This window comes from Kribbella sp. ALI-6-A (genome assembly GCF_001984195.1).
In the GTDB taxonomy this organism is placed as follows: Bacteria; Actinomycetota; Actinomycetes; order Propionibacteriales; family Kribbellaceae; genus Kribbella.
The window spans coordinates 175,106-199,804 of the sequence record NZ_MTQN01000004.1; the positions used below are offsets into that span (position 1 = coordinate 175,106).

General features: G+C 67.3%; 22 protein-coding genes. 11 read left to right on the forward strand and 11 right to left on the reverse strand.

Annotation, left to right across the window (positions count from 1 at the left end; translation table 11 throughout):
• Positions 1-14 precede the first annotated feature (14 nt).
• Positions 15-806, reverse strand: a complete 792-nt coding sequence (locus BWI15_RS01255; protein ID WP_077012377.1) for an SDR family NAD(P)-dependent oxidoreductase — start codon at positions 804-806, stop codon at positions 15-17.
• Between the two features lie 151 nt (positions 807-957).
• Between BWI15_RS01255 and BWI15_RS01260 the strand changes: the two genes are divergently transcribed.
• Both BWI15_RS01260 and BWI15_RS01265 read left to right on the forward strand, forming a co-directional pair.
• Positions 958-1,818, forward strand: a complete 861-nt coding sequence (locus BWI15_RS01260) for a helix-turn-helix domain-containing protein (RefSeq protein ID WP_077012378.1) — start codon at positions 958-960, stop codon at positions 1,816-1,818.
• Positions 1,819-1,826: 8 nt separating this feature from the next.
• A complete protein-coding gene (locus tag BWI15_RS01265) occupies positions 1,827-2,720 on the forward strand; it encodes a helix-turn-helix domain-containing protein (RefSeq protein ID WP_077012379.1) in 894 nt (297 codons plus the stop codon).
• A 1,389-nt stretch (positions 2,721-4,109) separates the two neighbouring features.
• On the opposite strand, the gene BWI15_RS01270 is transcribed toward BWI15_RS01265, so the two are convergent.
• Entirely contained in the window at positions 4,110-4,907 is a 798-nt protein-coding gene (locus tag BWI15_RS01270; RefSeq protein WP_077012380.1) for an SDR family NAD(P)-dependent oxidoreductase, read from the reverse strand.
• Between the two features lie 70 nt (positions 4,908-4,977).
• Here BWI15_RS01270 and BWI15_RS01275 point away from each other — a divergent pair, with 70 nt between their 5' ends.
• Together BWI15_RS01275 and BWI15_RS01280 are read left to right on the forward strand one after the other, a co-directional pair.
• Positions 4,978-5,547: a TetR/AcrR family transcriptional regulator gene (locus BWI15_RS01275; RefSeq protein WP_083750498.1), complete on the forward strand. Its 570-nt coding sequence runs from the start codon at positions 4,978-4,980 to the stop codon at positions 5,545-5,547.
• Between the two features lie 839 nt (positions 5,548-6,386).
• Positions 6,387-6,581 carry a hypothetical protein gene (locus BWI15_RS01280; protein ID WP_143465361.1) on the forward strand — a complete coding sequence of 65 codons (195 nt, stop codon included), beginning with the start codon at positions 6,387-6,389 and terminating at the stop codon, positions 6,579-6,581.
• Positions 6,582-6,617: 36 nt separating this feature from the next.
• Here the strand turns inward: BWI15_RS01280 and BWI15_RS01285 are convergent, their stop codons facing one another.
• The 6 genes from BWI15_RS01285 to BWI15_RS01310 are packed head-to-tail and all read right to left on the reverse strand — an operon-like array spanning position 6,618 to position 12,208.
• Entirely contained in the window at positions 6,618-7,451 is an 834-nt protein-coding gene (locus BWI15_RS01285; protein WP_143465362.1) for a carbohydrate ABC transporter permease, read from the reverse strand.
• Entirely contained in the window at positions 7,448-8,344 is an 897-nt protein-coding gene (locus BWI15_RS01290; protein WP_077012382.1) for a carbohydrate ABC transporter permease, read from the reverse strand. The genes BWI15_RS01285 and BWI15_RS01290 overlap by 4 nt, the downstream gene beginning before the upstream one ends.
• A gap of 4 nt (positions 8,345-8,348) precedes the next feature.
• Positions 8,349-9,593 carry an ABC transporter substrate-binding protein gene (locus tag BWI15_RS01295; RefSeq protein WP_083750499.1) on the reverse strand — a complete coding sequence of 415 codons (1,245 nt, stop codon included), beginning with the start codon at positions 9,591-9,593 and terminating at the stop codon, positions 8,349-8,351.
• Complete coding sequence (locus tag BWI15_RS01300) at positions 9,590-10,822, reverse strand: MGH1-like glycoside hydrolase domain-containing protein (protein WP_077012383.1); 1,233 nt, start codon at positions 10,820-10,822, stop codon at positions 9,590-9,592. Before BWI15_RS01300 ends, BWI15_RS01295 begins: the two co-directional genes overlap by 4 nt.
• Positions 10,819-11,415: an SGNH/GDSL hydrolase family protein gene (locus tag BWI15_RS01305; RefSeq protein ID WP_168197245.1), complete on the reverse strand. Its 597-nt coding sequence runs from the start codon at positions 11,413-11,415 to the stop codon at positions 10,819-10,821. Before BWI15_RS01305 ends, BWI15_RS01300 begins: the two co-directional genes overlap by 4 nt.
• Positions 11,416-11,428: 13 nt before the next feature.
• On the reverse strand, positions 11,429-12,208 hold the full coding sequence (locus BWI15_RS01310; RefSeq protein WP_077012385.1) for a phytanoyl-CoA dioxygenase family protein: 780 nt from the start codon (positions 12,206-12,208) through the stop codon (positions 11,429-11,431).
• A gap of 116 nt (positions 12,209-12,324) precedes the next feature.
• Here BWI15_RS01310 and BWI15_RS01315 point away from each other — a divergent pair, with 116 nt between their 5' ends.
• Positions 12,325-13,194 (forward strand): helix-turn-helix transcriptional regulator, encoded by an 870-nt coding sequence (locus BWI15_RS01315; RefSeq protein WP_168197246.1) that lies wholly within the window; start codon positions 12,325-12,327, stop codon positions 13,192-13,194.
• Here BWI15_RS01315 and BWI15_RS01320 read toward each other — a convergent pair.
• Together BWI15_RS01320 and BWI15_RS01325 are read right to left on the reverse strand one after the other, a co-directional pair.
• Entirely contained in the window at positions 13,171-14,271 is a 1,101-nt protein-coding gene (locus tag BWI15_RS01320; protein ID WP_077012387.1) for a Gfo/Idh/MocA family protein, read from the reverse strand. The genes BWI15_RS01315 and BWI15_RS01320 overlap by 24 nt on opposite strands.
• The gene (locus tag BWI15_RS01325) at positions 14,268-15,095 is read right to left on the reverse strand and encodes a sugar phosphate isomerase/epimerase family protein (RefSeq protein ID WP_077012388.1); all 828 of its coding nucleotides are present in this window, start codon (positions 15,093-15,095) and stop codon (positions 14,268-14,270) included. Before BWI15_RS01325 ends, BWI15_RS01320 begins: the two co-directional genes overlap by 4 nt.
• Before the next feature lie 720 nt (positions 15,096-15,815).
• Here BWI15_RS01325 and BWI15_RS01330 point away from each other — a divergent pair.
• The 5 genes from BWI15_RS01330 to BWI15_RS01350 all read left to right on the forward strand — a co-directional run bounded on the left by BWI15_RS01330 (position 15,816) and on the right by BWI15_RS01350 (position 22,926).
• Positions 15,816-16,304, forward strand: coding sequence for a Fur family transcriptional regulator (locus BWI15_RS01330; RefSeq protein WP_077012389.1), 489 nt, complete (start codon positions 15,816-15,818; stop codon positions 16,302-16,304).
• On the forward strand, positions 16,294-17,787 hold the full coding sequence (locus BWI15_RS01335; protein ID WP_077012390.1) for a catalase: 1,494 nt from the start codon (positions 16,294-16,296) through the stop codon (positions 17,785-17,787). The genes BWI15_RS01330 and BWI15_RS01335 overlap by 11 nt, the downstream gene beginning before the upstream one ends.
• The gene (locus BWI15_RS01340; RefSeq protein WP_077012391.1) at positions 17,774-18,139 is read left to right on the forward strand and encodes an ankyrin repeat domain-containing protein; all 366 of its coding nucleotides are present in this window, start codon (positions 17,774-17,776) and stop codon (positions 18,137-18,139) included. Before BWI15_RS01335 ends, BWI15_RS01340 begins: the two co-directional genes overlap by 14 nt.
• A gap of 486 nt (positions 18,140-18,625) precedes the next feature.
• A complete protein-coding gene (locus tag BWI15_RS01345; RefSeq protein ID WP_083750501.1) occupies positions 18,626-21,580 on the forward strand; it encodes a helix-turn-helix transcriptional regulator in 2,955 nt (984 codons plus the stop codon).
• Between the two features lie 290 nt (positions 21,581-21,870).
• On the forward strand, positions 21,871-22,926 hold the full coding sequence (locus tag BWI15_RS01350; protein ID WP_077012393.1) for an MBL fold metallo-hydrolase: 1,056 nt from the start codon (positions 21,871-21,873) through the stop codon (positions 22,924-22,926).
• Positions 22,927-23,167: 241 nt separating this feature from the next.
• Here BWI15_RS01350 and BWI15_RS38630 read toward each other — a convergent pair whose 3' ends face one another.
• Positions 23,168-23,473, reverse strand: coding sequence for a hypothetical protein (locus tag BWI15_RS38630; RefSeq protein ID WP_143465363.1), 306 nt, complete (start codon positions 23,471-23,473; stop codon positions 23,168-23,170).
• A gap of 211 nt (positions 23,474-23,684) precedes the next feature.
• Between BWI15_RS38630 and BWI15_RS38250 the strand changes: the two genes are divergently transcribed.
• On the forward strand, positions 23,685-24,503 hold the full coding sequence (locus BWI15_RS38250; protein WP_237771075.1) for a GNAT family N-acetyltransferase: 819 nt from the start codon (positions 23,685-23,687) through the stop codon (positions 24,501-24,503).
• Positions 24,504-24,699 lie beyond the last annotated feature (196 nt).

A 24,699-nucleotide genomic window follows, 5' to 3' on the forward strand; every position in this document is an offset into this window, starting at 1 on the left:
CGGGCGCCGGCCGGTCAGAGGCGGTATCCGCCGCTGGCCTCGATCCGCTGGGCGGTGATCCAACCGGTGCCGATGCCGACCAGGGCGGCCACGGCGGGCCCGATGTCGTCGGCGTAGGCCAGGCGGCCGAGCGCGGTGGCGTTGACCAGGGTCTCGCGCATACCCTCCTGGGCGTTCTTGTACAGGCCGTCGGCGAAGTCGGTCAGGACCGGGCCGGGAGCGACGGTGTTGACGGTGATGCCGCGCGGGCCGAGCTGGGCTGCCCAATAGCGCGTCACCACCTCGATCGCGCCCTTCATCGCGGCGTAGACGGCGTTGGGACCGCTGACGAACCGGGCCAGCCCGGAGGAGAAGTTCACGATGCGGCCACCGTCGGCCAGCAGCGGGGAAGTTCCCTCGGGTGCGACGGCCAGCGCCTGGGTCAGCAGATAGACACCCTTGAAATGAACGGCGAAGAGCTGATCGAGGGTCTCCTCCTCGGTGGAGCCCAGCACGGTGGCGAGGTGGAAGCCGGCGTTGTTGACGAGGATGTCGAAGCTGTCGCGTCTCCAGTGCAGACGCAGCGTCTCGCGCAGCGCGTCGGCGAACTGGGCGAAAGTGCCGGTCCGGGTGGTGTCGAGCTGGATCGCGGCCGCGGTGCGCCCGAGTGCGGTCACCGCCTCGACGACTTGCTTGGCCTCGTCCTCGTGCGAACGGTAGGTGAGGACGATGTCGATACCGTCGGCGGCGAGCGCCTCGACCACGGAGCGGCCGAGACCGCGGTTCCCACCGGTGATCAGCGCGATCCTGGACTGCTGGGCAGACATTAGGGTTCCTTCTTCCTTCCGGAGCGTTGCGGGCCGCGGGATGCGGCGCCTGCCTCGATGCTGGCCCCGGTTCGCGCAGCGGAGGAGGCGGTGCTTTCCCAGGGGACGCCAACCCCTGCTTAAGGGCTGGCCCGCCGCGGATACTGAGTCCATGGACCTCGATTCCCTTGGCTCGTTCCTGCGCAAGAGACGCGACCAGGTGCGGCCCCAGGACGTCGGCCTGCCCGTTGGCAGCCGGCGCCGGGTGCCAGGATTGCGACGCGACGAGGTCGCCCTGCTGGCCGGCGCGTCGACCGACTACTACACCCAGCTCGAACGGGGCGACGCGCAGCCGTCAGAGCAGATGCTGGCCGCCCTGTGTCGAGCCCTGCGGCTCAGCCACGACGAGCGGAACTACCTGTTCCACCTGGCCGGCCGGCCGTTGCCCGCCGCTACGAGCCCGTCGGCTCATGTGCCGCCCGCGATGCTCGATCTGCTCGACCGGCTCCAGACCACACCTGCGATGGTGATCACCGACCTGCACGTCACCCTGGTCCAAAACCCGCTGGCCCGCGCGCTGCTCGGTGCCCCGGTCGCTACGAAGGGGCCCCGGGACAGCTTCTTGTACCGCTGGTTCACCGAGCCGGAGGCGCGCGCCATCTATCGCGAGGCCGAGCACGAGCATCACACGCTCGCGCTGGTGGCGGACCTCCGTGCCGTCGTCGGCCGCCGCGGCTGGGACGCCGACGTACGCGGCCTCGTCGATAATCTGCTGCGCTACAGCGAGGAGTTCGCCGAGCTGTGGGAGCGACAGGACGTCGCGGTACGTCGGAACGACCGCAAACGCATCGTGTGCCCGCCGGTCGGCGTCATCGACCTCAATTGCCTCGCCCTGCACAGCGAGGACGGCTTGCACCGACTCCTTTGGTTCACCGCCCCACCCGGCACAGAATCCGTCGAACAGCTCGAACTGCTCTCCGTCATCGGTCTCCAGCAGCTCGAACCCGAGACCGCCGACCGCGCCCAGTGGTGAGGCGGTACATGAAGGGCTACGAGGCGCTGGAACTCGACCTCGGGCAGCACGCGCGGCGTACCTTCTGCAGCTGGACCGATTCCGGCTGGCGCTCGGTCCTGCTGCAGGTCCACGAGGACGCTTCTGTCGTGGAGGAGATCTTTCTGCCGCCCATCGGTGACCAGCACCTGGTGCTCGCCACGGCCGGCGATGCGTGGTTGGAATCCCACGCGAACGGCGGCTGGCGTTCCGCCCGCTACATGCGGGGGCAAATCGGGCTGACTGCCCCAGGCCGGGCAACGCAGCTGCGCTATCGATCGACCGTCGGCATGACGACAATGCACCTGTATCTGCCGGGCGAGCTGATGCAGCGGGTCGGCCTCGAGTTGTGGGGGCGCTACCGCCTCGATTCCCACCAGCCCGACGCGCTGGCCCTGTCCGACCCCGTGGTCGAGCAAATCATGCTGGGGATGGCCTCGGCGGCGACCGCGCAGTTGGACGACATGTACGCCGAGAGCGCGGCTGAGTTTCTCGCCGTCCATCTGCACACCCGGTACGGCGGGATGCCGCCGGTCGCCGGACCGCGGCACGACGACGCCCGCGTCCGCAAGGCGATCGAGCTGATGCGGGACAACCTGCACCTGCCGTTGACGCTGGCCGACATCGCCGGTGAGGTCTGGCTGAGCGTCTATCACTTCCTGCGGGTGTTCAAGGCGGCGACCGGGCAGACGCCGCGCCGCTACCTCACCTCGCTGCGGATCGAGGCCGCGCGCCGGCATCTCGCCGAAAGCGACGCGTTGATCGGTGAGGTGGCCCGCCTGTGCGGGTTCGGCAGCCCGGCGCACCTGTCGTCGGCGTTCACCCGGGAGACCGGGATGACGCCGTCGCAGTACCGGCAAAGCCATCGTCGCGCCCAGCTGTGATCTGACCGGCCGGCAGCTCAGCAATCCGTGCAGCGCGGGCAGCAATCTCACGCAAACGATGGGTTCGGCGTACGGGGCACCAGGATCTATCTGGCCGGTGCAATGCGCACGCTGACGACTAGGCCCGGTGGCTGCACGACACGGTCGCACCCCGCGCTGCCCTGCTCGCAGAGCACCTCCACGGCGGCGTCCAGGTTCGCCGGCGACTACGCGCGGCGTCCCTGCGCAGTCCGGGAGGAGTTCGGTTGTTTCGACGCGCGGCGGCCGCCGTCGCTGACCCCGCTCCAGCCGCAAGGCCACCCCGCCGAGCCGGCCGCACCGATCAACAGCCGCCCGCCGAGGCGGGGACTCTCATCGGACAAGAAACCCTTTCTGTTCACGCGTCGAGCCTGTCAAGGACAGCTGGCTCGAGGATCCCCGGCTCTCGACGGCTGGATCTCGGTGCTTCAATGGCTGCTCGAGTGCGTGACATTCCCCTTCATCGTCGAGGCCGCAGTAGGTACCGCGGTGACGCCCGAGGCTTCCGCGTAACCACACGGCGGGATCAACGGTTCCCATGACAACTAGCGGATCGGGGTCTGTCTGGCCACGGCCGATTAGTGACCGGCCGGGCGCCCGGCGCTTGCTCCGCCGATGCGTGGCGAATATAGCTGTTCGGTCGGCTCGCCCATCGCTGCCCATCCGAGGAAGCGAGCTTTGGCCCCATCACCACCACAGCAGCCACGTTGGCATCCAGGTGGGGTTCTTCAGAATTCCCCAGGCAGTCGGTGATCGGTCATCTCTTGCAGACATTCGCTGCCGTTCGCCGGTCTTCGCAGCTTTCTCGACCGAGCAACTGACGGATTTGTTGGCGCCGCGGTGCGCGGGTCGAAGGCAACAACTCACGGATCGACGATTGCAGCGAGAGGTGGTACTGCCCAGTCGACCGGTGGAACCCTTTGGGAGTCAGTCCGGCGCGTCCTTGTGCTGCTTGTGTCCGCGGGTGCCCGCATTGCCTGTGGGCGGCGAACTGTCGGCTGCCGTCCGAGCCCGTCGACCACATCGACGGTGGCACCGCCCGCCGCACGCGGGGTCTCGAACGTTCTGGCCGGCCGTGGCGAAAGCCAAGCCCGTCGCTGACTGGGGTTCGGCGGCGTGCGCCCGGCGCCGCTACCCGGGCGGTCCCGGGCCGACGCGGATCCCCGCCGCGGTGCTGCTCGCATGCGTGCATGGCACGTGCCTACCGGACCCGGGACCGCAGACCCGGCTGGTAAGGCGGACTGGTCCTCGCCGTGACCTGCTGGCTGGCGCTTCGGCGGCTCGTAGAGCGCCGATGGCCCCAGGCCCACCACCGAACCGGTCGCCAAGCGAGCACATCCGCCCAGACCGACCGACGGAGTCCCAGGCTCACTAGACCCCGCGGACGCTGCCGCCGTCGACGCGCAGCGAGGCTCCGCTGATGTAGTCGGCGAGGGGGCCGCACAGGTACGCGACGGCGCCGGCGATCTCATCGGGGTGTCCGAAGCGGTTGGCGTCGTTCGGGACAACTTCACGCACGCAGTTCTCCTCGATCTCCGGCCAGGTGCTGCCCCAACCACGCTCGTCCGCGACCTCCATCAGCAGTTTCCGCACCGCGGGGACGAGGATCGCTCCGGGGGCGACCACGTTGGAGGTCACGCCGGTGCCTTTGAGCTCGCGGGCGAGGGAGACGGCCAGGTTGTGCCGGGCCGCGAGGGTGGCATTGTACTGCGGGTGGGTGTTCATCGGCTGACCGCCGAGTCCACCGCCGATTGTGATCACCCGGCCCCAGCCGCGTTCGCGCATCGCCGGGACCAGCCGCTGGATCATCCGGACACCGGAGATCACGTTCTGGTTGTAAGTGCTCGCCCAGATGTTCGGTGTGGCCTCGTCCCACTTCAGGTGCTCGTAGGCACCGGCGTTGTTGACCAGGATGTCGACAGGCCCTCCGGCCACGGCGCCCTCGGCGACGGCGTCGGCTCCGGTGTCGGTGGTCAAGTCGCCTACCGCGACCGAGGCGTGTCCGCCAGCCGCAGTGATCTGGTCGGCGATCGCATGGGCTCGGTCGGCGTTGCGCCCGTGGACGACCACGGCGGCGCCTTCGGCGGCGAGCATTCGGACGGTCGCTTCACCAAGTCCGGAAGTGGAACCGGTGACCAGAGCGCGCCGTTGCCTCAACTGCAGATCCATCGTGCTGACCTTTCGGTTTGTATACGAGTGTATACTTACGGCTTCGAGTATACATACGTAGACTCTGTGTATGGAGAAGAGGACCCGCAACGCCGCAGCGACCCGTCAGGCGATCCTGGACTCGGCGGCGACAGCGTTCACCCGGCACGGGTACGACGGGGTCGGAGTCCGCGAGATTGCGGCGGAGGCCGGTGTGACAGCGATGCTGGTCAACCGGTACTTCGGGTCGAAGGAAGGTTTGTTCGCCGAGGTTGTCGACACGGTGTTCGCGCCGCCGACGATGGTCCCGAACGATCCCGGCTCATCGGTCGAGCTGGCCCGGTCGACAGCCGAGGCGCTGGTCGCCCGCACCGCTCCCGGCGCGGAGCATCTGGACCCGTTCGCGTTGCTGCTGCGGTCGGCGGCCAATCCCCGAGCGGCCGGCATCATGCGCGCCGGCATCGAACGCCATGTCGGCGCCCGTTTCGTAGCCAATCTCGACGGCCCGGACGCGAACGAGCGGGCCGAGCTCGGATTGGCCTTGCTCGCGGGCGTCTGGCTCATGCGCACCGTGATTGCCACACCCGGACTGCAGAACGCTCAGCAGCAGCAACTCGCTGAGCGGTTGAGCGAAATGCTCGCCGTGGTGGTGGATCCGTGACGACAGTTCAGCCCCCGTCGAACCCGCTCCGCGGCGGGAGGGACTCCCGAGTTCGGTTGACTCGCGGGGTGTGGTGGTTCAGGCTGCGAGTGCGACGGGTTGAATTGTCTCAACTCGATGGGCTCGAGTTTGCCGAGGCGGCGTTGTCGCCGCGAGCTCCGACCCGGCCCATTGATCCGGTGAGTTCGTGACTTTGCGGACCCGGACGAACTTCTTGGACCGAGATTGGCTGCCGCGGTCGGAATGCGCACAGACCTGCGCCTGGCGCCTGCAACGCAACCGCGTTCCGCCAGCGACGTAGGCGCGCTCGGTGAGGGAAACGAGGAGCGTGGTCGGGGTCGAGCCGTCGTAGGCGACCAGGCGTTGATCCCCAGCGGCGGATCGGTCTCCCTGCGAGACGAACGTTCTGCGGACGAAGTCCGCAGAATACTTAGCCAGGTTCGCCGGGGCGGTGAACAGCTGCAGTCGGAAGGTTAGCGTGGCTCCGCTCCGTGTCAGGGCAGCCGCTGACGCGGCGCGGCGAGGTCAGTACAGGTACCACCGGTGTACGTCGTGCTCGCCCCAGTACTACAGGGCGACGGTTCGTGGTTCATGGACGGGGCGTCTCTGTCTGCTGGCACGTCCGTCGTGAGGGCTGGTGACGGCAGCGGCTGTGTCTGTGCCCACGGAGGGCGTCGGGCCCGGGGTACTGCTTCGTCTGCTTAGTGATCTGGCGGTGCGGGCCGCGCTGCTGCGGGTGCTGGGGGGATCACTGACCGGACTGGGCCGACTGCGCGCGCGTTCGCCGTGGACCGACGTTCACGGGGTTGCCCCAGCGCCACGTTTTGATCTTCGACATCGTGACTGGGGCGTTGCTGGCCGAGGAAGAGGTGCTCACCAGTCCGCCGGTCGACTCGGCGTCTCGGGGGAGTGGATGGGGTCAGTTGGCGGTCCAGGACGAGCGCCGGTTCGGCACGTCGGCGGTGACCTGGTCGACGGTCTGGCCCACGGGCATCACCCACAAGATGGTGCCGGTGTGGTTCGTGCCGTCGTAGGTGATCGGGCAGACGTTGGAGTGGGTGTTGCCCTAGTTAGTACTGGCCAAGGGCCAGGCCCTTCGCGAAGTAGCGTTGCGAGACCAGGAACAGCAGGGCGGTCGGGAGTGAGACGAGGATCGCGGCCGCCAGTACCACGGTGTAACTGGCGCCGCCGCCCTCGGTGGACTGCAGGCCGGTGAGGACCGGCATGACCGGGCGGGTGGTGTCGCTCTGGGTCAGGATGAGACCGAGCAGCAGGTCGTTCCACACCCAGGTGGCCTGAAGGATGAAAACGACAGCCAGAGCGCTGGACGACATCGGGAGGTAGATCGTGGTGAAGATGCGCAGGGTTTTCGCGCCGTCGACCACGGCGGCCTCGAAGACGGACTCGGCGATGCCGGCGAAGAAGTTGCGCATGACGAACGCCGAGAACGGCAGGCAGACGATGGAGTAGATCAGCACCATGCCGGTCAGGGAGTCGTAGAGCCCCAGCCGGGAGTAGCTGTCGAACAGCGGGATCACCAGCATCTGCAGGGGGAACACCGATCCGCAGTAGATGACGAAGAACCACAGGAATCCGTTGCGCAGCTTGAGAACGATCACGGCGAAGCCGACGGTGGCGCCCAGAACGACGGCGATCGCCGGAGCCACGACGCTGTAGACGGCGGTGTTCGCCAATGCGCGGGGGATGTCAGTTCCGGTGGCTACCTGGCGGAGGTTGTCCCACAGGTCGGTCAGCGAGCCGGGTTGCCACAAGGTGGAGCCGGAGTAGTTTCCGACCGTCTTGCCGGCGTTGGCCAGCAGCAGGTACACCGGGACGAGCCAGATGGCGCCCAACAGCGCCAGCACCGTGACCCGAAGGATGATTCCGGTCCGTGAAGGGGTCACTTGCCACCTCCGAGGCTGGCGCTGCTCAAGCTCAGTTGCCGACGCAGGTAGATGATCGAGGCGCCGACGGTCACGACGCTGAGGAAGATGGCCACGGCCGATCCCAGACCGTAGTCGCTGTTCACGAAGGTGTCGCGGTACATGGTCAACGCCAGCGTCTCGGACGAGCGCGCAGGCCCGCCCTGCGTCATCGCCTGGACGACGTCGAAGGTCTTCAAGCCGTTGACGATCGACAGCCCGACGACCACGGTCGTCGACGGTCGCAGCAGTGGCCAGGTGATGGTGCTGAACAGACGCCAGCCGGTCGCCCCGTCGATCCTGGCTGCTTCGAGTGGTTCCTTCGGGATCGACTGCAGGCCGACGGTGAACAGCAGCGCGTTGACACCGACGCCTTGCCAGGCCGCCGCGATCACCATCACGACAGTGTTCAACGGCGAGTCCTGAAGCCAGCGCAATTCGGTCCCTGGCAGGTTCAGGAACTGCAGCGCCTGAGTGAGTGCGCCGCCCGATCCCAGCATGAAGCTCCAGATCACACCGACGGCCACTCCGGACAGCGCATACGGAACAAGGAACGGCAGCCGGAGCCAGCCACTTCCGCGGAATCCGTACGCCAGAACCGCGACGAGCAGGCCGAGACCGACCGGCAGAACCAGCGTGCCGACTACCCAGATCATCGTGTTCCGGACCGCGCCCAGGAAGGCGGAGTCCCCGAACATCGCGGCAAAGTTGTCGACGCCGACGAACTCCGGCGTCCCCAGGCCGTTGTACTCGGTGAAGCTCAGGTAGAAGGTGTAGAGCACCGGAAGGTAGAAGACCAGGAGCACCAGAGCAAGGCTCGGGAGGAGGAAGCCCCGAGCCTGGCCCTGGTACGAGGTCGCGCCTGACTGCCTCACGCTGCTATCGCCCGGCCCAGTACTCGTCGGCCGCGGCCTGGATTGCCGTCAGGTACGGCATCGGGTCGCCACGGTTGGTCAGGAATGCGCTGAACTGCTCCAGCGCGACCGTTCGGATCGGTACCGGCGTCGCCTCGAAGTACCGGTTGTAGTACTCGTACTTGCCGGCGGCAAGCTTCGACTTCAGCGCCTTCATCTGCGGCGTCGGCGCCTCTGCGTCGGAGTTGAACGGCAAGTTCCCTTGCTGCTTCACCCAGGGCTGCTGCCCTTGCGGCGACATCCACCACTGCGAGAACTTCAGCCCCAGGCTCTTCTGCTTGGAGCTCTCGCCAACGCACACCGGCGCGGTCTCGATCGCGATCGGCGTGGCCGCGCCCGGCGTGACCGCCGGGATCACGAACATGTCGACATCCTTGCCCATGGTCATGCCGGCCAGGGCTGCGTCGGCGGTGAACCAGGTGCCTTCGGGCGCCATTGCGATCTTGCCCTCCCGCATCAGGTCGCGGGCGAAGTCGGTCTGACCGGGATCGTTGAAGTAGCCCTTCTTCTGCAGCTCGAGCCAGTTGTTCATGACCGCCACCACCCGGGGATCGGTGTACTTCGCCTTACCGGTGGACAGGTCGTTGTACAACCGCAGATCGGTACCGGCGAGCAGGGTCTGGAACCAGACGAAGGAGAAGTTCTTCGTCTGGTTCCAGAACGGCGTCACCCCACGCTGCTTGAGGGTGGCCGCCACCTGCATCAGCTCGTCCCACGTCGTCGGGACGCTGAGGCCGTACTTGGTGAAGATCGCCTTGTTGTAGAACATCACCCAGTTGTCGACGCTGATCGGCGTGCAGTACTGCTTGCCGTCGACCGTGTAGAGCTGTCGCACCGCATCGCTCACGTAGCCCTTCTCGACCGCCTCGGTCCACAGGTCGGTCGTTTCCGCGATGACCCCCTGCTCGGCGAGCTCGTCGAGTGCCGTGCTGACCTCCCAGGTGAACAGCCCCGGACTCTCCTTGGTCCGGAACGACTGCCGGATGAAGGCCCGGTACGGATCACCGGAGTACTGCGTGCTCTTCAGACTGATGTCGATGTCCTGCTTCGAAACCTTCGAGAAGGCGTCGAAGTCCCACGGCTTGTTGTGGGCGAATGCCAGTTCACCGGTGGTGGCACCGGCGTCGTTCGCTTCGCCTCCACAGGCGGTGGCGAGCAGAGCCGTGACTACCACGGTTGCCAGCCCCGCCGGAAGCTTCAGGGTTTTCATCGTTCGGGCACTCCTTCGCTTGGGGACACGCGATCGATGCCTTGAGCAAGTATCATCGGGTCGCGTAGGGCGATCACGAGACCGGTCCACGTCTGCGGCGCGGCGCCGAGTCCTCTGCCGTTCTCGGGGTTCCAGTACTCGGCCCAGCCGCTCTGCAGCGCTCCGTCGACCGAGCGGGATGCCAGCGTGGAGGCGGCATCTTCGAGTTCCCACCGGCGGGTCGCCAGCCAGAACAGATAGTTCAGCGGCGGCCAGGCAGGCCCTCGCCAGTACGTCTGCGGGTCGTACGCCGGGTGGCCGCGGGCAACGTTCGCCGGGCCGTACGGCGCACCGAAGCGATCGGGGTCGTCGAGTTGGCGCAGCGACGCGAGCGCCTTGGCCCGGTCCCGGGTGACCAGGGCCGGCATGACGCCATCGCTGGTCGGTGTCTTGGCCGACGCGCCCCCTCCGACCACCGAACGATCGGACCACAGCTGTTGATCCTGATCCCACAGGATCGTGTCGATCGCCTCGCTCAGCTGCTCCGCCCTGTCTGCCAGTTCCTGGTCGTCCAGGAGCTCGGCGAGTTCGGCCAGGTTGAACGCGACGTAGGCATTGAAGGCTGCCGGGCAGGTGACGAAGCTCGCCGACCAGCGCGCACCGCCGTCACCGTCGAAGGTGATGTCATGGATTCGTTCCTTGTTCCAGGCCGTCCGGGCCGGCCGGCTGTAGTTCGCCGGCGTCCGCCCGGGTGCGCCGAAGTCGTCCCAGCGGGGGCTGTGGTCGTTGCCGGCCTCCCAGGGATGGACGACGTAGATCAGGCCGTCGTCGGTGCGGCGGGTCCGCCACAGCCAGTCGAGCCCTCGTCTGGCCCGGTCGAGGGTTTCTGCCGACGGCATGAACCCGCACGCGGCCAGGACGCTGGCCGCGTGCCCGAACATCGGTGGCTGCGTGATCGAAGACGTCTGCTCGAGTGGACCCAACCATGAGTCCGGGCTCTTGCCGCCGTAGCGCATGTGCGGGACGAGCCCGTTCGGCAGTTGCCCCGCCAAGGTGGCGTCGAGCTCCCGCAGTGCGCGGTCGTCGCCGAGATGTGCCCAGATGATCGCGTGGAAGCAGGAGTCCCACAGCCACAGGTGCGGATAGGTCGTAGGGTTCGGGACGCAGTACCCCCGGGTCTCGTCCCAATGGCTCTCGAGCAACTGCCGGACTTCCTGCTCGAGGGCGTGTCCCTCGATGGTCCCGGTCATCGAACCTCCTTCGTCGGCCCGCAGGCCTCGCGGACGGCTGCTACCAGCGACTGCGCCAGTACGGCATGCCCGCTGTCGTTCGGGTGGACGTTGTCCTGGGCAAGCATCGTGGCGGCGTCCCACCGGTGGGCGACCACCGTTCGCGCCGACGGGAAGCGGCTGACACTGTTCCGCAGGATCGAGTTGTACTGATCGACGATCGCGTCCGAGGCACGGTCGTACGGCGGGTGGCCCGAGTAGTCCTCGATGTAGGGCTGCTCGATTGCGAGCAGCACCGCGTGCGGATCGGACTTGTGCAGGACCCGCAACACGATCTCGAGAGAGTCCTCGTACTGGCGGCGTCCGGCCGATGCCGGTCCGTACAGGCGCGCGTCGTTGAAGCCGGTCATCAGCACGAAGACGTCGGCCGGTTCAGGAGTCTGCGCCATGACGAGTCGAGCCGTCCCGGTACTCAAACTCCCGCTCTCCGCATGGTTGTTCGGGCGAAGACCCAGCTTCCGCGCGGCCAGCTCCACGAACCCTTCGCTGTGCAGTCGCGCCCCGGTCCCGTACACCCAGGAGTGCCCATAGGCACCGAGCACGCGATGTCTCACCAGCACCTCGATGTCAGCACGCCGGGCCCACCTTGCCGGCCGGCGACCGAAAGTGATCATCCGCACGAAAGGGCGGCGGCTCCAGATACGCATTGAGGCCTGTCACCGCTTCGCCGCGGAGGAGGAACGGCGAGGCCTCGTCAGGCCTGGTGATGCGCGTACTGGTCGGGATGTAGCGGATGGTCAGAGCGCGCCGCCACCGGTCCGAGCGGTTCGGCGTCGAACTGTGCACCATGTTCGGATGGTGCACCTCGACATCGCCCGGCCCCATCACGAGGTCTTCCACGCGATCCTCGTCGACGTCGGTGTCGATCCGTCGGCGGAGCACGCTGTCGCGGTCCGTCGGCCTCATCTGGGCCAGCTCCGATCGGTGCGATCCTGGCAGGACGCGAAGACACCCGTTCTCGAGGTCGGAGCCGGTGAGTGCCAGCCACAGCGTGACGACGTTCATCGGTTCCAGCGGCCAGAACGCTCCGTCCTGGTGCCACTCGACGCCTTTGCCGCAGCGCGGCGGTTTGCACAGGTAGTGCGTCGCGAACAAGGCGATGTCCGGACCGACGAACAGTTCGGCGAGGTCGAGCAGGCGCTGGTCGGAGACGAGTTCGATCCAGAAGGGATCATCACGGCAGAGCCGATGACCCAGTTGCTCCGGGGCCAGTTCGGGGTGCCGGTCCAGCAACCAGTCGATGTGCGTGTTCGCCGCACCCACCAGGTCCGGGTCGATCGCGTCCCGAACGACCACGTAACCGTCTGCCGCGTACTGCCGGGTGAGGGCCCCGCTCGTAGCTTGCATCGGTAGCTCCTTCCGGGGTTGTGCTGCTATCGACGCTATATGCTGGAATGTGATGCTTCTTCCTCAGGAAGGACGAAAAATTGCTCTCCGGTGATATGGATGTCACGGTGCTGCGGTTGGAGGACTACGTCGCGGCAGGTGAGACCTGCTACGTCGGCCGGAGGACGGAGGCCGTCAGATTCGTCGGCAGACTGCACACCCACGACAACTTCGCCGAACTGACCTGGATCGAGTACGGCGCACTCCTGCACGTGGTGAATGGCTCACGCCGACTGCTCGAGGCCGGTGACGTGGTATTCATCCGGCCTGCCGACGTCCATCTGTTCCGGCCTGTCCCCGGCCAGGCGTTTGCGCAAGTGAGCGTCTCTTTTCCCAGCGAGACGCTGACAGCGATCGAGGCGCGGTACTTCGCCTCCGGAGACTGGGCCTGGTCGGCCGGCGGTTTGCCGGTCACGCACCGCTTCGACAGCGTGCGCCTGCAACGGCTGACCGAACTGACGTCGACCTTGGTGGCCGGGCCCGCCGGCCGCTTGCAGCTCGAACGCTTCCTGCTCGAGCTGCTGTGCGACCTGGTCGGCCGTCCCGCCGGCGACGCGCTGCCGACTTGGTTGACTGAGGCAATCGCCCGGCTCGTCGACGATTCGGACGCACTCGCCGAAGGAGTGACGGGGCTGGCCGAACTCGCCGGACGCAGCCGCGAGCACGTCAACCGAGTCATCCAGGCAGCGACCGGACAGACCGCGACGGACCTGATCAACCAGCTCCGTTTGACCCGGGCAGCGGCGCTGCTGAGAATGACGGACCGGCCTATCGCCGTTGTGGCCGCGGAGTGCGGCTTCCCGTCACTGAGCCACTTCTACCGCTTGTTCAACGACCGCTTCAAGGCGACGCCTCGTCGCTACCGGATGGTCTCGACCGTCTCCGGGGTGCGGCCGCTCGGCACCGACGGCCCGGCGGGAACCTCAGCCTCCGGTCGACGCCGCTGACGGGATCGGCACCGGCACGTGCCTCGCGGCCGAATCGTAGATCGCCAGAATCACGGCGAGGGTCTTGGTGGCTTCGGCGATCGTGACCAGAGGCTCGGTGCCGGTGCGGATCGCTGTCAGGAAATCGGCGTACTGGAGGCTGTGGGCATTCGACAGCGCCGAGGGTTCGGCGCCGGCGCTCGGTCCGGTGTCCTGCGCCGGCAGCACGAGTGCGGCCTGATTGGTGTCCCCACCGCCGTACGCCGGAGCCTCGGCGCCGGATCCACCAGCGTGGAAGTAGACGAGACGGTCGTCGTCGATGATCGCCGAACCGTGGGTCCCGTGCACCTGCAGGCGTGCGCTGGTTCCGGGATAGGCGGCCGTCGTCCCGTGGACCACCGCTAAGGCGCCGCTGTCGAAGCGGATCACCGCCACCGCGGTGTCCTCGACGTCAAGACCGTCGTGGGCCAGGCAAGCCGAGTAGGCGGTCACCTCCACCGGATCCCCGAGCAGCCAGATCAGCAGATCGATCGTGTGGATGCTCTGGTTGATCAGCGCCCCGCCCCCGTCGTGCGCCTTCGTGCCCCGCCAGGCACCCGAGTCGTAGTACGACTGGCTTCGCCACCACGCGACGCTGGCCACGGCTGACGTGAGTCGACCAAGCTTTCCAGACTCGACCGCGGCGCGAACGACCTCGGTCGCGGGATCGAACCTGTGCTGGCTGATCACGGTCGCCGACGCCGTCGACCTGTTCGCCACCTCGGCCAGCCGGGCCGCGGCGACGAGGTCCACGTCGAGGGGCTTCTCGATGACGACGTGTTTGCCCGCGCGCAGTGCGAGAACGGCCTGCTCGGCGTGATCTCCGCTTGGCGTACACAGGGCGACACCGTCGATGTCGTCCCTGGCCAGCACGTCCCCGAGGTCGTTGTACGCGGTGACGCCGTACTGCGCGGCGAGTTCGTCGGCCGCGCTCGGCACCGGGTCGACCACCGCGGCGAGCTCGGCGTCGGGCCGGCCGGTGATCACGGCCGCATGGTGCCGGCCGATGACACCGCAGCCCACGACCGCGAACCGCAGCGGGCTTTCGGCCTCACTCACGCGTACTCGATCCCCTCGTGGTGAAGGAGGCCGACGAAGGCCGTATGGGCACGAGCGAACTGGTCGGCCCCGGAGAACCCACCCAGCGCTCCGGCCTGCTGCAGGTGGGGTTCCAGCGAGAAGATCCCGTCGAATCCGTCGGCATGCAACGCCCGCAGGGTCTCAGCGACCTCGCCGTCGCCCTCACCGGCCGGCACCACCTCGCCAGTTCCCAGCACAGCGTCCTTGACCTGGATGTACTCCAGGTACGGCCTGAGGAGTTGGTATCCGGCGCTGTGCGGGCGGACGCCGCACTGGACGAAGTTCGCCGCGTCCCAGGTGAGCCGCAGTGAGTCCGAGTCGACGGCTTCGACGATCTCGAGGCACCGGCTCGGCACGTCGCCGTAGATCAGCTTCTCGTTCTCGTGGAGTAGCGTCACCGGACGGTCGCCGACCTCGGCGGTGAGGGCAGCCATCCGCCGCAGCACCTCGTCGCGATGCCTGGCCGGATCGTCACCGGCGGGAAGGAAGAACGAGAACAGCCGAAGGTACGGCGCCCGCAACAGCTCCGCGACATCGAGCGCACGCCGCATCCGTTCCAAGTGCGGCTCGAACGGCTCCGTGATCGAGATCTTGCCGATGGGCGAGCCGATCGAGGAGACCTGGAGATCGTGGGCAGCGAGGATCGCCTCGGCCTCGTGCAGTTCACGGTCGGCGAGATCCAGAACGTTGATGCCCCATGCGCTGCGGAACTCCAGATACCGCAGACCAAGCTGTCCGAGCAGCAGGCATTGCGTCTCGAGGTCGTCGTCGATCTCGTCGGCGAATCCCGACAGCGTCCACATAGGTCGTCCTCCACTTGCTCGTCCCACCCCGGCGCGGTGAGTGTTTGCAAGCATGCAATGCCGCCGGATGATATTTCTTCTGCTCAAACGATGTTTTCTTGCCTGCTCGTGACATCACCGTGCTCGCGGCCAAGTCCGCGCGGGGCGGGACAGCACAGCTAGCCATGAGGTCAGCGCCGACGCCGCAATCCAGGCCGGTACCGGTCGGATCCCGATGCGATCGTCTGAGCTTGATGTGACAGTAGTTGCTGTTGATGTGGGCTGTGGCCTCAGCCACTACGCATGAATGTCGTGTTGGATGCAACGGTGTCGGTCCTTCGGAGCGGCGACCCGACAACTACCAGCAACGGCGCCGGCGTCGCACGGCGCAGTACGGGTCTGACCGTCGACCACGGCGCGCTAACTCGAGACCGAGGGCTCGCCCAGGAGCAAGCCCGCCCACGTCGTCGTGCGACGGTTCTGCTCGCACTGCCAACCCCAAGGCGCGGTGACGGTCCGGGCCTGCGGGGTATGCGGCGACGGACCGATGCCGACCGGACCACGGACCACACCCGCCACCGCCGGACAGCTTCCGCCGGCGATCCACGGCGCGAGGGTGCTGAACTCCAGGCCTGTCTTGATTCGTGGGAGAGCGGTCCGGATTTGTGGGGTGCGTTCAGGTCCTATCCCTCAAACTGGATTTGTTCAAGTTCAAGGCAGCGGGAGGGGGCGGTACGTCAGATGACCGACGGAAGAGACCCGCACGCTGAGCGGCTTCGCGCTGTCTCTCTGCGGGTCACCAAACAGCGGGCGGCCGTACTGCAAATCCTCGAGCGTCACCCGCATTGCGACGCGGGATTCCTGTTCGACGCCGTGAACGAAGACCTCGGCGCGATTTCGAGACAAGCCGTGTACGACGTGTTGACAGCGCTCACTGAGGCCGGTTTGGTCCGCAGGATCGATCTGGTCGGGTCAGCTGCCTTGTTCGAGCTGCGAGACAGCGACGAGCACCACCACACGGTCTGCCGGCGCTGCGGTGCGATCTCCGACATCGAAGACACGATGACCGAAGAACAGCTGCACGCGGCGGAGTCTCGCGACTTCCACACCAGTGAAGTCGAAGTCGTCTACTGGGGCACTTGCCGCGACTGCTCAGGCCACGCCGGCGAGGAACCGGACACCACCATCCAAGAGGACCACGCGAACGTGGAGAGAACCAATGGCATTTGAAGACAACACCAAGCCGCTGACCACAGCGGCCGGCGCCCCAGTCACCGACAACCAAAACAGCATGAGCGCCGGACCGCGCGGACCGCTGCTCCTGCAGGACGTGTGGCTGATCGAAAAGCTGGCCCACTTCGCCCGCGAGGTCATCCCCGAGCGGCGCATGCACGCCAAGGGCTCCGGCGCGTACGGAACGTTCCGGGTCACGCACGACATCAGCCGCTACACCAAGGCCGCCATCTTCGGCAGGGTCGGCAACGAGTGCGAGATGTTCGCGCGCTTCTCCACCGTCGCCGGTGAGCGTGGCGCGGCCGACGCGGAGCGGGACATCCGCGGCTTCGCCGTGCGGTTCTACACCGAGGAGGGCAACTGGGACGTCGTCGGCAACAACACCCCGGTCTTCTTCCACCGCGACCCCTTGAAGTTCCCCGACCTCAACCGGGCGGTCAAGCGGGACCCGCGCACCAACCTGCGGGACCCGGAGAACAACTGGGGTTACTGGACGAACCTCCCTGAATCCCTGCACCAAGTCACGATCACCATGAGCGATCGCGGAATCCCGAAGTCCTACCGGCACATGCATGGCTTCGGTTCGCACACTTACAGCTTCATCGACGCTTTCGGCGGGCGCCACTGGGCGAAGTTCCACTTCCGCACTCAGCAGGGCATCGAGAACCTGACCGACGAGGAAGCGGCCGCCGTCATCGCCGCCGACCGGGAGTCCCACGGCCGCGACCTGTACGAGGCGATCGAGCGCGGCGACTTCCCGAAGTGGACGCTCTTCGTCCAGATCATGCCTGAGACCGACGCCGCAACCTATCGCTTCCACCCCTTCGACCTGACCAAGGTGTGGAGCCAGAAGGACTACCCGCTCCTCGAGGTCGGTGAGTTCGAGCTGAACCGTAACCCCGACAACTACTTCGCTGACGTCGAACAGGCCGCCTTCACACCCTCCAACGTCGTCCCCGGGATCTCCTTCAGCCCCGACCGGATGTTGCAGGGCCGCCTGTTCTCGTACGGCGACGCCGCCCGGTACCGCGTCGGCGTGAACCACCACCAGATCCCGGTCAACTACCCGCGCGGGGCCAAGCTGGTCAACACCTACCACCGCGACGGCGCCATGCGCGTCGACGGCAACCAGGGCGGAGTCGCGGGCGTCGAACCAAACAACTTCGGACGCTGGGCCGAGCAGCCGGCCTACGCCGACCCCGCCCAGGCGATCGGGTCGGTCGCCGACCGCTTCGACTTCCGCGCGGACGACGACGACTACTTCACCCAGCCCGGGGACCTCTTCCGCCTGATGACCGGGGACGAGCAGCAGCGGTTGTTCGAAAACACCGCGCGGGCGATCAAGGGTGCGCGTCGGCAGACGGTCGAGAAGCACATCGAGCACTGCACCAAGGCGGACCCTGCCTACGGTGAAGGGGTGCGGAAGGCCTGTGAGGCGCTTGGCGCACTTCCCGAGGGTCCCAGCAATGAGACTGAGTGACGAGCAGCAACGGAATCTGCGCATCATCGTGATGGATCTGGCGCGAGCCGGATCCACCGGTGAACTCGCCGAGTTCCTGGATCACGGTGTTGCCGTCGACGAACAGGACGAGCTCGGCAACTCGCTTCTCATGCTCGCTTCGTACCACGGCCACGTCGAGACCGTGGAGATGCTGCTCTGCCGGGGCGCTGACCCCAATCGCCTCAACAGCAGGAACCAAGCGCCGATCGCCGGCGCTCTGTTCAAGGGCGAGCGGGAGATCGTCGCGCGTCTCAAGGAGGCCGGCGCAGATCTCGACCTCGGGACACCCACGGCACGTCAGGCGGCAGAAGCGTTTCAGCAGGTCCTGTAGCCACGGCTGCGCCATCGTGTTCCGCACGTACCCCGAAGTCGCCGGCCGTCCGATGGCGTTGTCGGATGGCCGGCCTCAGTCTCGTGGGCATCAACTTCATGAGCGCGGTCTCCCCGACTCGCCGTCCAGGACGGCCTCGACGGGCACGCTGGTGCCGCTGCTCCATTTCGTGCCCGGCACAAGACCCGTAACCGACTGAAGTCAATGACCTCAGCACCGCGGACCCCCAATGCTCGGTGAGGACATCGAACTCAGATCCGAAAGGTGGCGCGATGGCCACCACCGCCGTCAGCACCTCAAATGCAGCAGCCAGGATCGGGCCGACGAAGTCACAAAGCTCGCCGACCACCAGATCGGGCTTCCTCGCTCTCGCGGTCCGGTACGGGAGATCGAGCCGCTGGGCAAGCGTCGACGAACGCCCGGACAGGTTCGCTGCCCACAGTCGGCATGCCACGCCGGTGATACCGGCGTGGCATCCTGAAGTACATGATCGTGGACGCCGTGAGCGCAGCCTTCGCGGGACGTGCAAAGGAGCTGGTAGACCTGGAGGCCGCGCTGAGTCGGACGATCGCCGGTTCATCAGCCTGCGTGCTGATCGGCGGCGACGCCGGAGTCGGCAAGTCACGGCTGATCGCCGAGTTTCTCGACCGGTTCGCAGTGGACGCCCGGGTGATCGTGGGAAACTGCGTGGAGCTGGGCGCCGAGGGGCTGCCGTTCGCGCCGTTCACCGCGGCGTTGCGAGGCCTGATAGGCCAGATCGGTATGGATGGGGTCACCGCGCTGCTCGGCGACTCTGCCAGGTGGCTCGCCCGGTTGCTTCCCGACCTCGGCCGACCCGAGGGCGATTTCGATTCGGTCGACGCGCGCGCGAGGTTGTTCCAGTCGGTGTTGACGCTGCTGGCCAACCTGGCTGCGGAGCGCACGTTGGTGCTGGTCATCGAGGACGCGCACTGGGCCGACCGGTCCAGCCGCGAACTGCTCGACTTCCTGGTTCGCAACCAGCGCGCCGGTGCGGCGTTCCTCGTGCTCGTCAGCTACCGCGGCGAGGAGTTGCCCCGCACGCATCCGCTCCGGAGCCAGATCGCGGAGTTGACCCGAATCCCATGGGTGCAGCGGCTGGAACTGCCTCCACTGGCCAGGGATGCGGTGACCGCGCAGATGCAGGCCATCCTCGGGCACGAGCCGGGAAGCGACTTGGTGGACACGGTCTACCGGCGGAGCCAGGGCATCCCGCTGTACGTGGAGGCGCTGCTGGAGTCAGGGGTCGAGGTCGGAGCTGGCCTGCCGGAACTGCTGGCCGACCTGTTGCTCACCCGGATCGTGCGGCTGCCGGAGTCCACTCAACGGGTGGTGCAGGCCGTCAGCGCGGCGGCTGCTGGCCGCATGCAGCACCCGTTGCTCGCGGCGGTCACCGGCCTGGACGAAGCGGCGCTGTCGGCGGCGCTGCGTCCCGCGGTGACCGCCAACGTTCTGGTAGTCGACGGGGACAGCTACGTTTTCCGCCACGCGCTTATCGGTGAGGCGACCTACCGCAGCCTACTGCCCGGGGAACGCATCCGGCTGCACGTGCGGTACGCCGAGGCGCTGGAGGCGGACCAGGCGCTCGCCGGGGAGCATGGGACCGCCGTCGAGCTGGCGCAGCACTGGTACGCCGCCCAGAACCACGCGAAGGCGCTCACCGCGGCGTGGACAGCGGCGGCCGAGGCCAGGAAAGCGCTCGCTTACGCCGAGCAGGGCGCGATGCTCGACCGGGTATTGCAGCTGTGGCGACGGGTCCGTACGGCACCGGACTTGATCGGCGCGGACCGCGCGGCGGTGCTGGCGGAGGCGGTGGAAGCCGCGGCGTGGGCCGGTGACCCTGCCCGCGCCGAGGGGTTCGCCACCAAGGCTCTGGCCGAACTCGATCAGGACAGTGATCGGGTGCGCGCGGCGCTGTTGTTGATCCGACGCGCCAGGATGCGCCGACACCTCGGCACCGTGGACGATGTCTCCGACCTTGGAGAGGCCGTCCGGCTCGCGCCGGCGGATCACCCGGTCCGCGCCACTGCGCTGGCCGCCCTAGCGGTGCGGTTGATCGAGATCCCCCAGTTCGACGAGGCCAATGCTGCCGCGACGGAGGCCATCGACATCGCGGCGCGGACGGGGACCGACTCGGCCGCGGCCGAGGCCCTACTGGCGCTGGCGGCCGTAGAGGCGGGCCGAGGAGATCTCGCGGCCGCCCAGGCTCGGCTGGCCGGGGCCCGGGCACTCGCAAAGGGACCAGAAGCGCCCTTTCTGCGCATCCGGTCGTTCAGCTGGGAGTCCATACTGCTGGAGAGCCATGGGCAGAGCGAACGTGCAGCCCAGGCCGCCCGCCGGGGCATCGATGCGGCGAAGGAGTCTTTCCTCGGGCACACGCCTGGTGCGGACAATGCGATCAGCCTGGTCACCGCCTTGATCTCGTTGGGTCGCTGGAACGAGGCGACCGACGCCATCGCGGACGGGCTGGAGCTTTCACCGCCCACTCGGTTCCGGATGCACATGGTGTGCTTGCGGGGTCTGCTGGCATTGGAGCGCGGTGACGCGGCGCTCGCGCAACGGGCGATAGACGACGCCCGGGGCGTGCTGGCGGAGGGCACCTGCCTCGCGCAGGATCTGCTGGTGGCGGCCCACCTCGAGATCGAGGTGGAACTGGCCCAAGGGCATGTGGCGAGCGCCTCCGCGCTGGTGCGGCGCCTGCTGGCCGGCTCCGAGCTGGCCGAGGCCCCACATTTCGGCTGGCCGCTGCTCGTGCTCGGCGCGCGGGTGGCGGAAGCGGCACGAGCCGCGGGCGATGCCAAAGGATTGTCGCTGCTGGCTGATCTGGAGGCGAGGTCGGCCACGCTCCGGGTAGTCGGACCGGTACAAGCCGCTCAGGCGCTGACGTTCGCCGCCGAGCACGGCCACGCGGAGCTGGGGCACGACCGGGCGGCCTGGGACGCGGCCGTGGACGCCTGGGAACGAGTGAGCCAGCCGTTCCCAACCGCGCAGGCGCTGTTCCGTGCCGCGGAGTGTGCCCTGGCCGGCGACCGCGATCGGGCCATTGCGGCGGCCCGGCTGCGCCGAGCCGCCGGTCTGGCCGCCGACATCGGTGCGGTCCGGTTGCGCGCCGAGATCGAACAGTTGGCGCGTCGGGCCCGAATCACGCTCGCTCCGAGTGAGCCGACCGCGCAGCCACTCGGTGGACTCGGCCTCACCCGTCGCGAGCTGGAGGTGCTGCGGTTGGTCGCCGCCGGGTGCGGCAACCGTGACATCGCCACGGAGCTGTTCATCTCGGCGAAGACCGCCAGCGCCCACGTGTCCAACATCTTGGGGAAGCTGGGCGTCGCCACACGAGGGGAGGCCGCGGCCGCGGCGTACCGGCTCAACCTCGTTGATGACGACAGCCGGCGGGATGCCGGTCCAGTTCCGACCGGGTTCTGACCGACGCGCTCCGGCCAGCCCGATCGCCGCGATCGCTGGATCGGCCGCCTTGGACAGTAGGCGTTTCGATCAGACATGGCCGAAACGGGCACCATCTGCACCTTCCGGTGTTCGGGTATTCCGGGGTGAACGCCGGCACCTGGCACCCCAGCCGGGAATGTCTTAGCGCTTCCGTTCGGGCGGGCGGCGAAATAGGGCGATTGCCCAATGTGCAGGTCTCGGCCACCACTCAAACTGATGGGCAGGTGACTGGGGCCCAGCAAGGAGTTCCCAGCGAAGACAGGAGGACAATGATGGTACGCAGCGAGATCCCGGCCGACGCGCCGAACTCGCGCCGGTTCAGCCGACGCATGGCGATGGTCGGCGGCGTAGGGCTGGCATCCGCGGCCTTGGTGAAGGGCTCCGCCTTCGCCACCGAGGAGCATGTTCACGACACCAGCCAGACGTTCCTGGCGGTACCCGAACGAGCGAAACCGCGACTCATTCCCCCTAGTGGCTACCTAGTCGAACCAGTCGGATCACGACCAGGCGCTTACCACATCACGGACGGCCTCTACACCACAGTGTTCTTCGTCACTGCACGCGGAGTGGTCGTGGTGGACGCCCCGGCGCAGCTGGGGACAAAGACGCTGGATGCGATCCGGTCGGTCACCGACAAGCCGGTGACACACGCGATCTACAGCCACTCCCACAACGACCACATCGACGCCATGGGTATGTACGGCTCTGACGTGCAGTACATCGCCCACGAGGATTCGATTCCCTATCTGCGACGTAAGGGCCGGGTGCCGATGCCGAGCCGCGTCGTGCCCGGGTCTCGACCGTACGCTCTCCGGGTCGACGACCTCGTCCTGACATTGACTGACGAAGGGCGCGCTCACCAGCCGGGCAACCTTTTCATCTGGTCGCCGGTGCACCAGGTACTGATGACCGTCGATGTCGTGTTTCCCAGGTGGGCTCCGCTCAAGAACCTCGCGATCGCCACGGATCCGGTCGGGCTGCGCGACGCAATGGCCGCGATCCTCCGGTACCCCGTGTCCGCGGTCGTCGGCGGGCATTTCGACAGGCCCGCCGACCGGGCCGACGTCGCCGAGAACCACGCCTACCTGCAAGACCTGTTCGAGGCAGCCGCGGAAGCCAACGCCTCGGTGGACTTCGGCGAGGCCACCCGTGGCGTCGATCCGCAGAACCGGTGGGCTCAGGTCCGGGCCTGGTGGGAGGCGATTGACCAGAAATGCTTTGACCTCATGGTGGCCAAGGACTGGGAGGCACGGCTCGGTGGCGCGGACGTCTTCCTACGGGAGAACTGCTTCGTCGCCGCCGAGGCGCTTCGCATCGACGGTTGACATCAGGGGACGGGGAAGACGGTGTCCTCGACCACGAGACTACGGTCCCGCCAGCGTGAGCGCGGCTGACGCACAGCGTTGCGGGACGACGAGGCACTGCTGAAGTCCGGAGGGCGGCGAGTCACTTGCGTCCGGTTTCCCGATCCTCGGTGCGCGCCGTCGCCAGTGATGGCTGCCTCCCACGCCCCGTACGTTCCCCCGAAGCGGGGATTGATCATTCAGAATCGGCAGGATTTCGGGCTCAGGGCGCCGGCTCCGGAGTTCGACACAGAGCGCCGCTCCAATTGGGTGGCCGGAGCTCACGAACTTGTCCAGTAGGTCGGCAGCGAGTCGCTCCGTCGGCGGCGGCCGCGGCGATCGCGTCGAGCAGTTGCAGCACCGCTGAGGTGTCGAAGTCCTCGAAGTTGAGGGCGCCCTCTTGCCCCACGCTCAGTACCTCCAGCGCCGCCTGGATCACGTCGCCGCGGCGAACCTGTGCCGCCAGTCGATGCCCTTGCCCCAGGACGGGGTCGAAGGCCGACAACGGCACCGGTTCGGGGACCGCCATGGGCTCGGTCGTGGCCTTCAGAGGCGTCAGGCCGGCCCTTGGCAAGCACTCTCAGATGTCACCAACTCGTGCAGCAGATCCGTCGACCGGCGAGGGATGGTGCTACTGAACTGACACACAGGGTTTTGGAATCGGGAGTCGCCCGCTGGGAGTAGGCTCCTCGTCCAGGCTGGCGGGTGATTGGCAGAGTGGGCTCAATGGGATCGAGAAGGTGAACGAGGGCGACGTCAACGACTTGGCGGAACTGTCCGAAGACGTCGTACGCACGTCTGACAACATCGATGCTCCGGCCGACCGGAGCATCGATGAGCGGGCGATTGACGATGCCGATTTGGCCACGCTGCTGGAATCGGCGTTCACTGAACTCGTCGCGCGCAATGGCGCCGAAGGTCGCTCGCAGGTCAAGGACGGCGCTCGTTTCCTCGTGGTGCTCGACGACGGCAGCGCGGTCGGCTGCGGTGCCGTCCAGGCGTTCGAAGCAGTCGGCCCACATCCCGGCGACGGTGAATCCAAACGGATGTACGTGCTTCCGAAAGCACGCGGCCGCGGATTCGCTCGCGCGCTACTTGCGGGCCTGGAGGACTTGGCGCGCACGGCCGGACACCCGGTTCTCCGCCTGTCGACCGGCGACCGTCAGCCCGAGGCAATCGCGCTGTACGAAGCAAGTGGATACGGTGCGCACCGCCCCGTGGGGCAAGTACGTCGACCAACCTCAGACGCTCTGTTACGCGAAGGCCCTGTAGCGTGGCTCGCCCTCTGCGCCGCAGCTGAACCGGTGGTGCCGCTCCCGTTGTTTGACTGGTACCGCCGGAATCCTCAACTTTTCCTGGTCTGCCGCAACGGCCGCGCGACCACCCGCTGCACGACCTGCCGGCCAGGTGTCCGCCCTGCCGGGCTTGGCGAGCTCGACCTCCTGCTCGGCGTTCAGTCGGGTTCAGTCGGACTCGTCGACTTCATCAGGCGCCGCGGGGGCGTGCAGGCACCGGTCGTCGCGCTCGCCCTTGTGGCTTCCCTCGCTCCCAGCGCGTAGCGGACACGCTGGCGGAGAAGCGGAGCCGACATACAGTCCTGCTGGCACAGCGCTGAGCCTTGTCCAAGCACTTGTCGGCGCAGCCTTCGGCGTGCGTCGCGTATCTGGGGCATACAGGCGCCCACCGGTCGGGGCAGCGGATTCGGCGGCCTCTCTACTTCCTCCAGGGTCCCGCTCACTTCGGTGGGTGATCTGT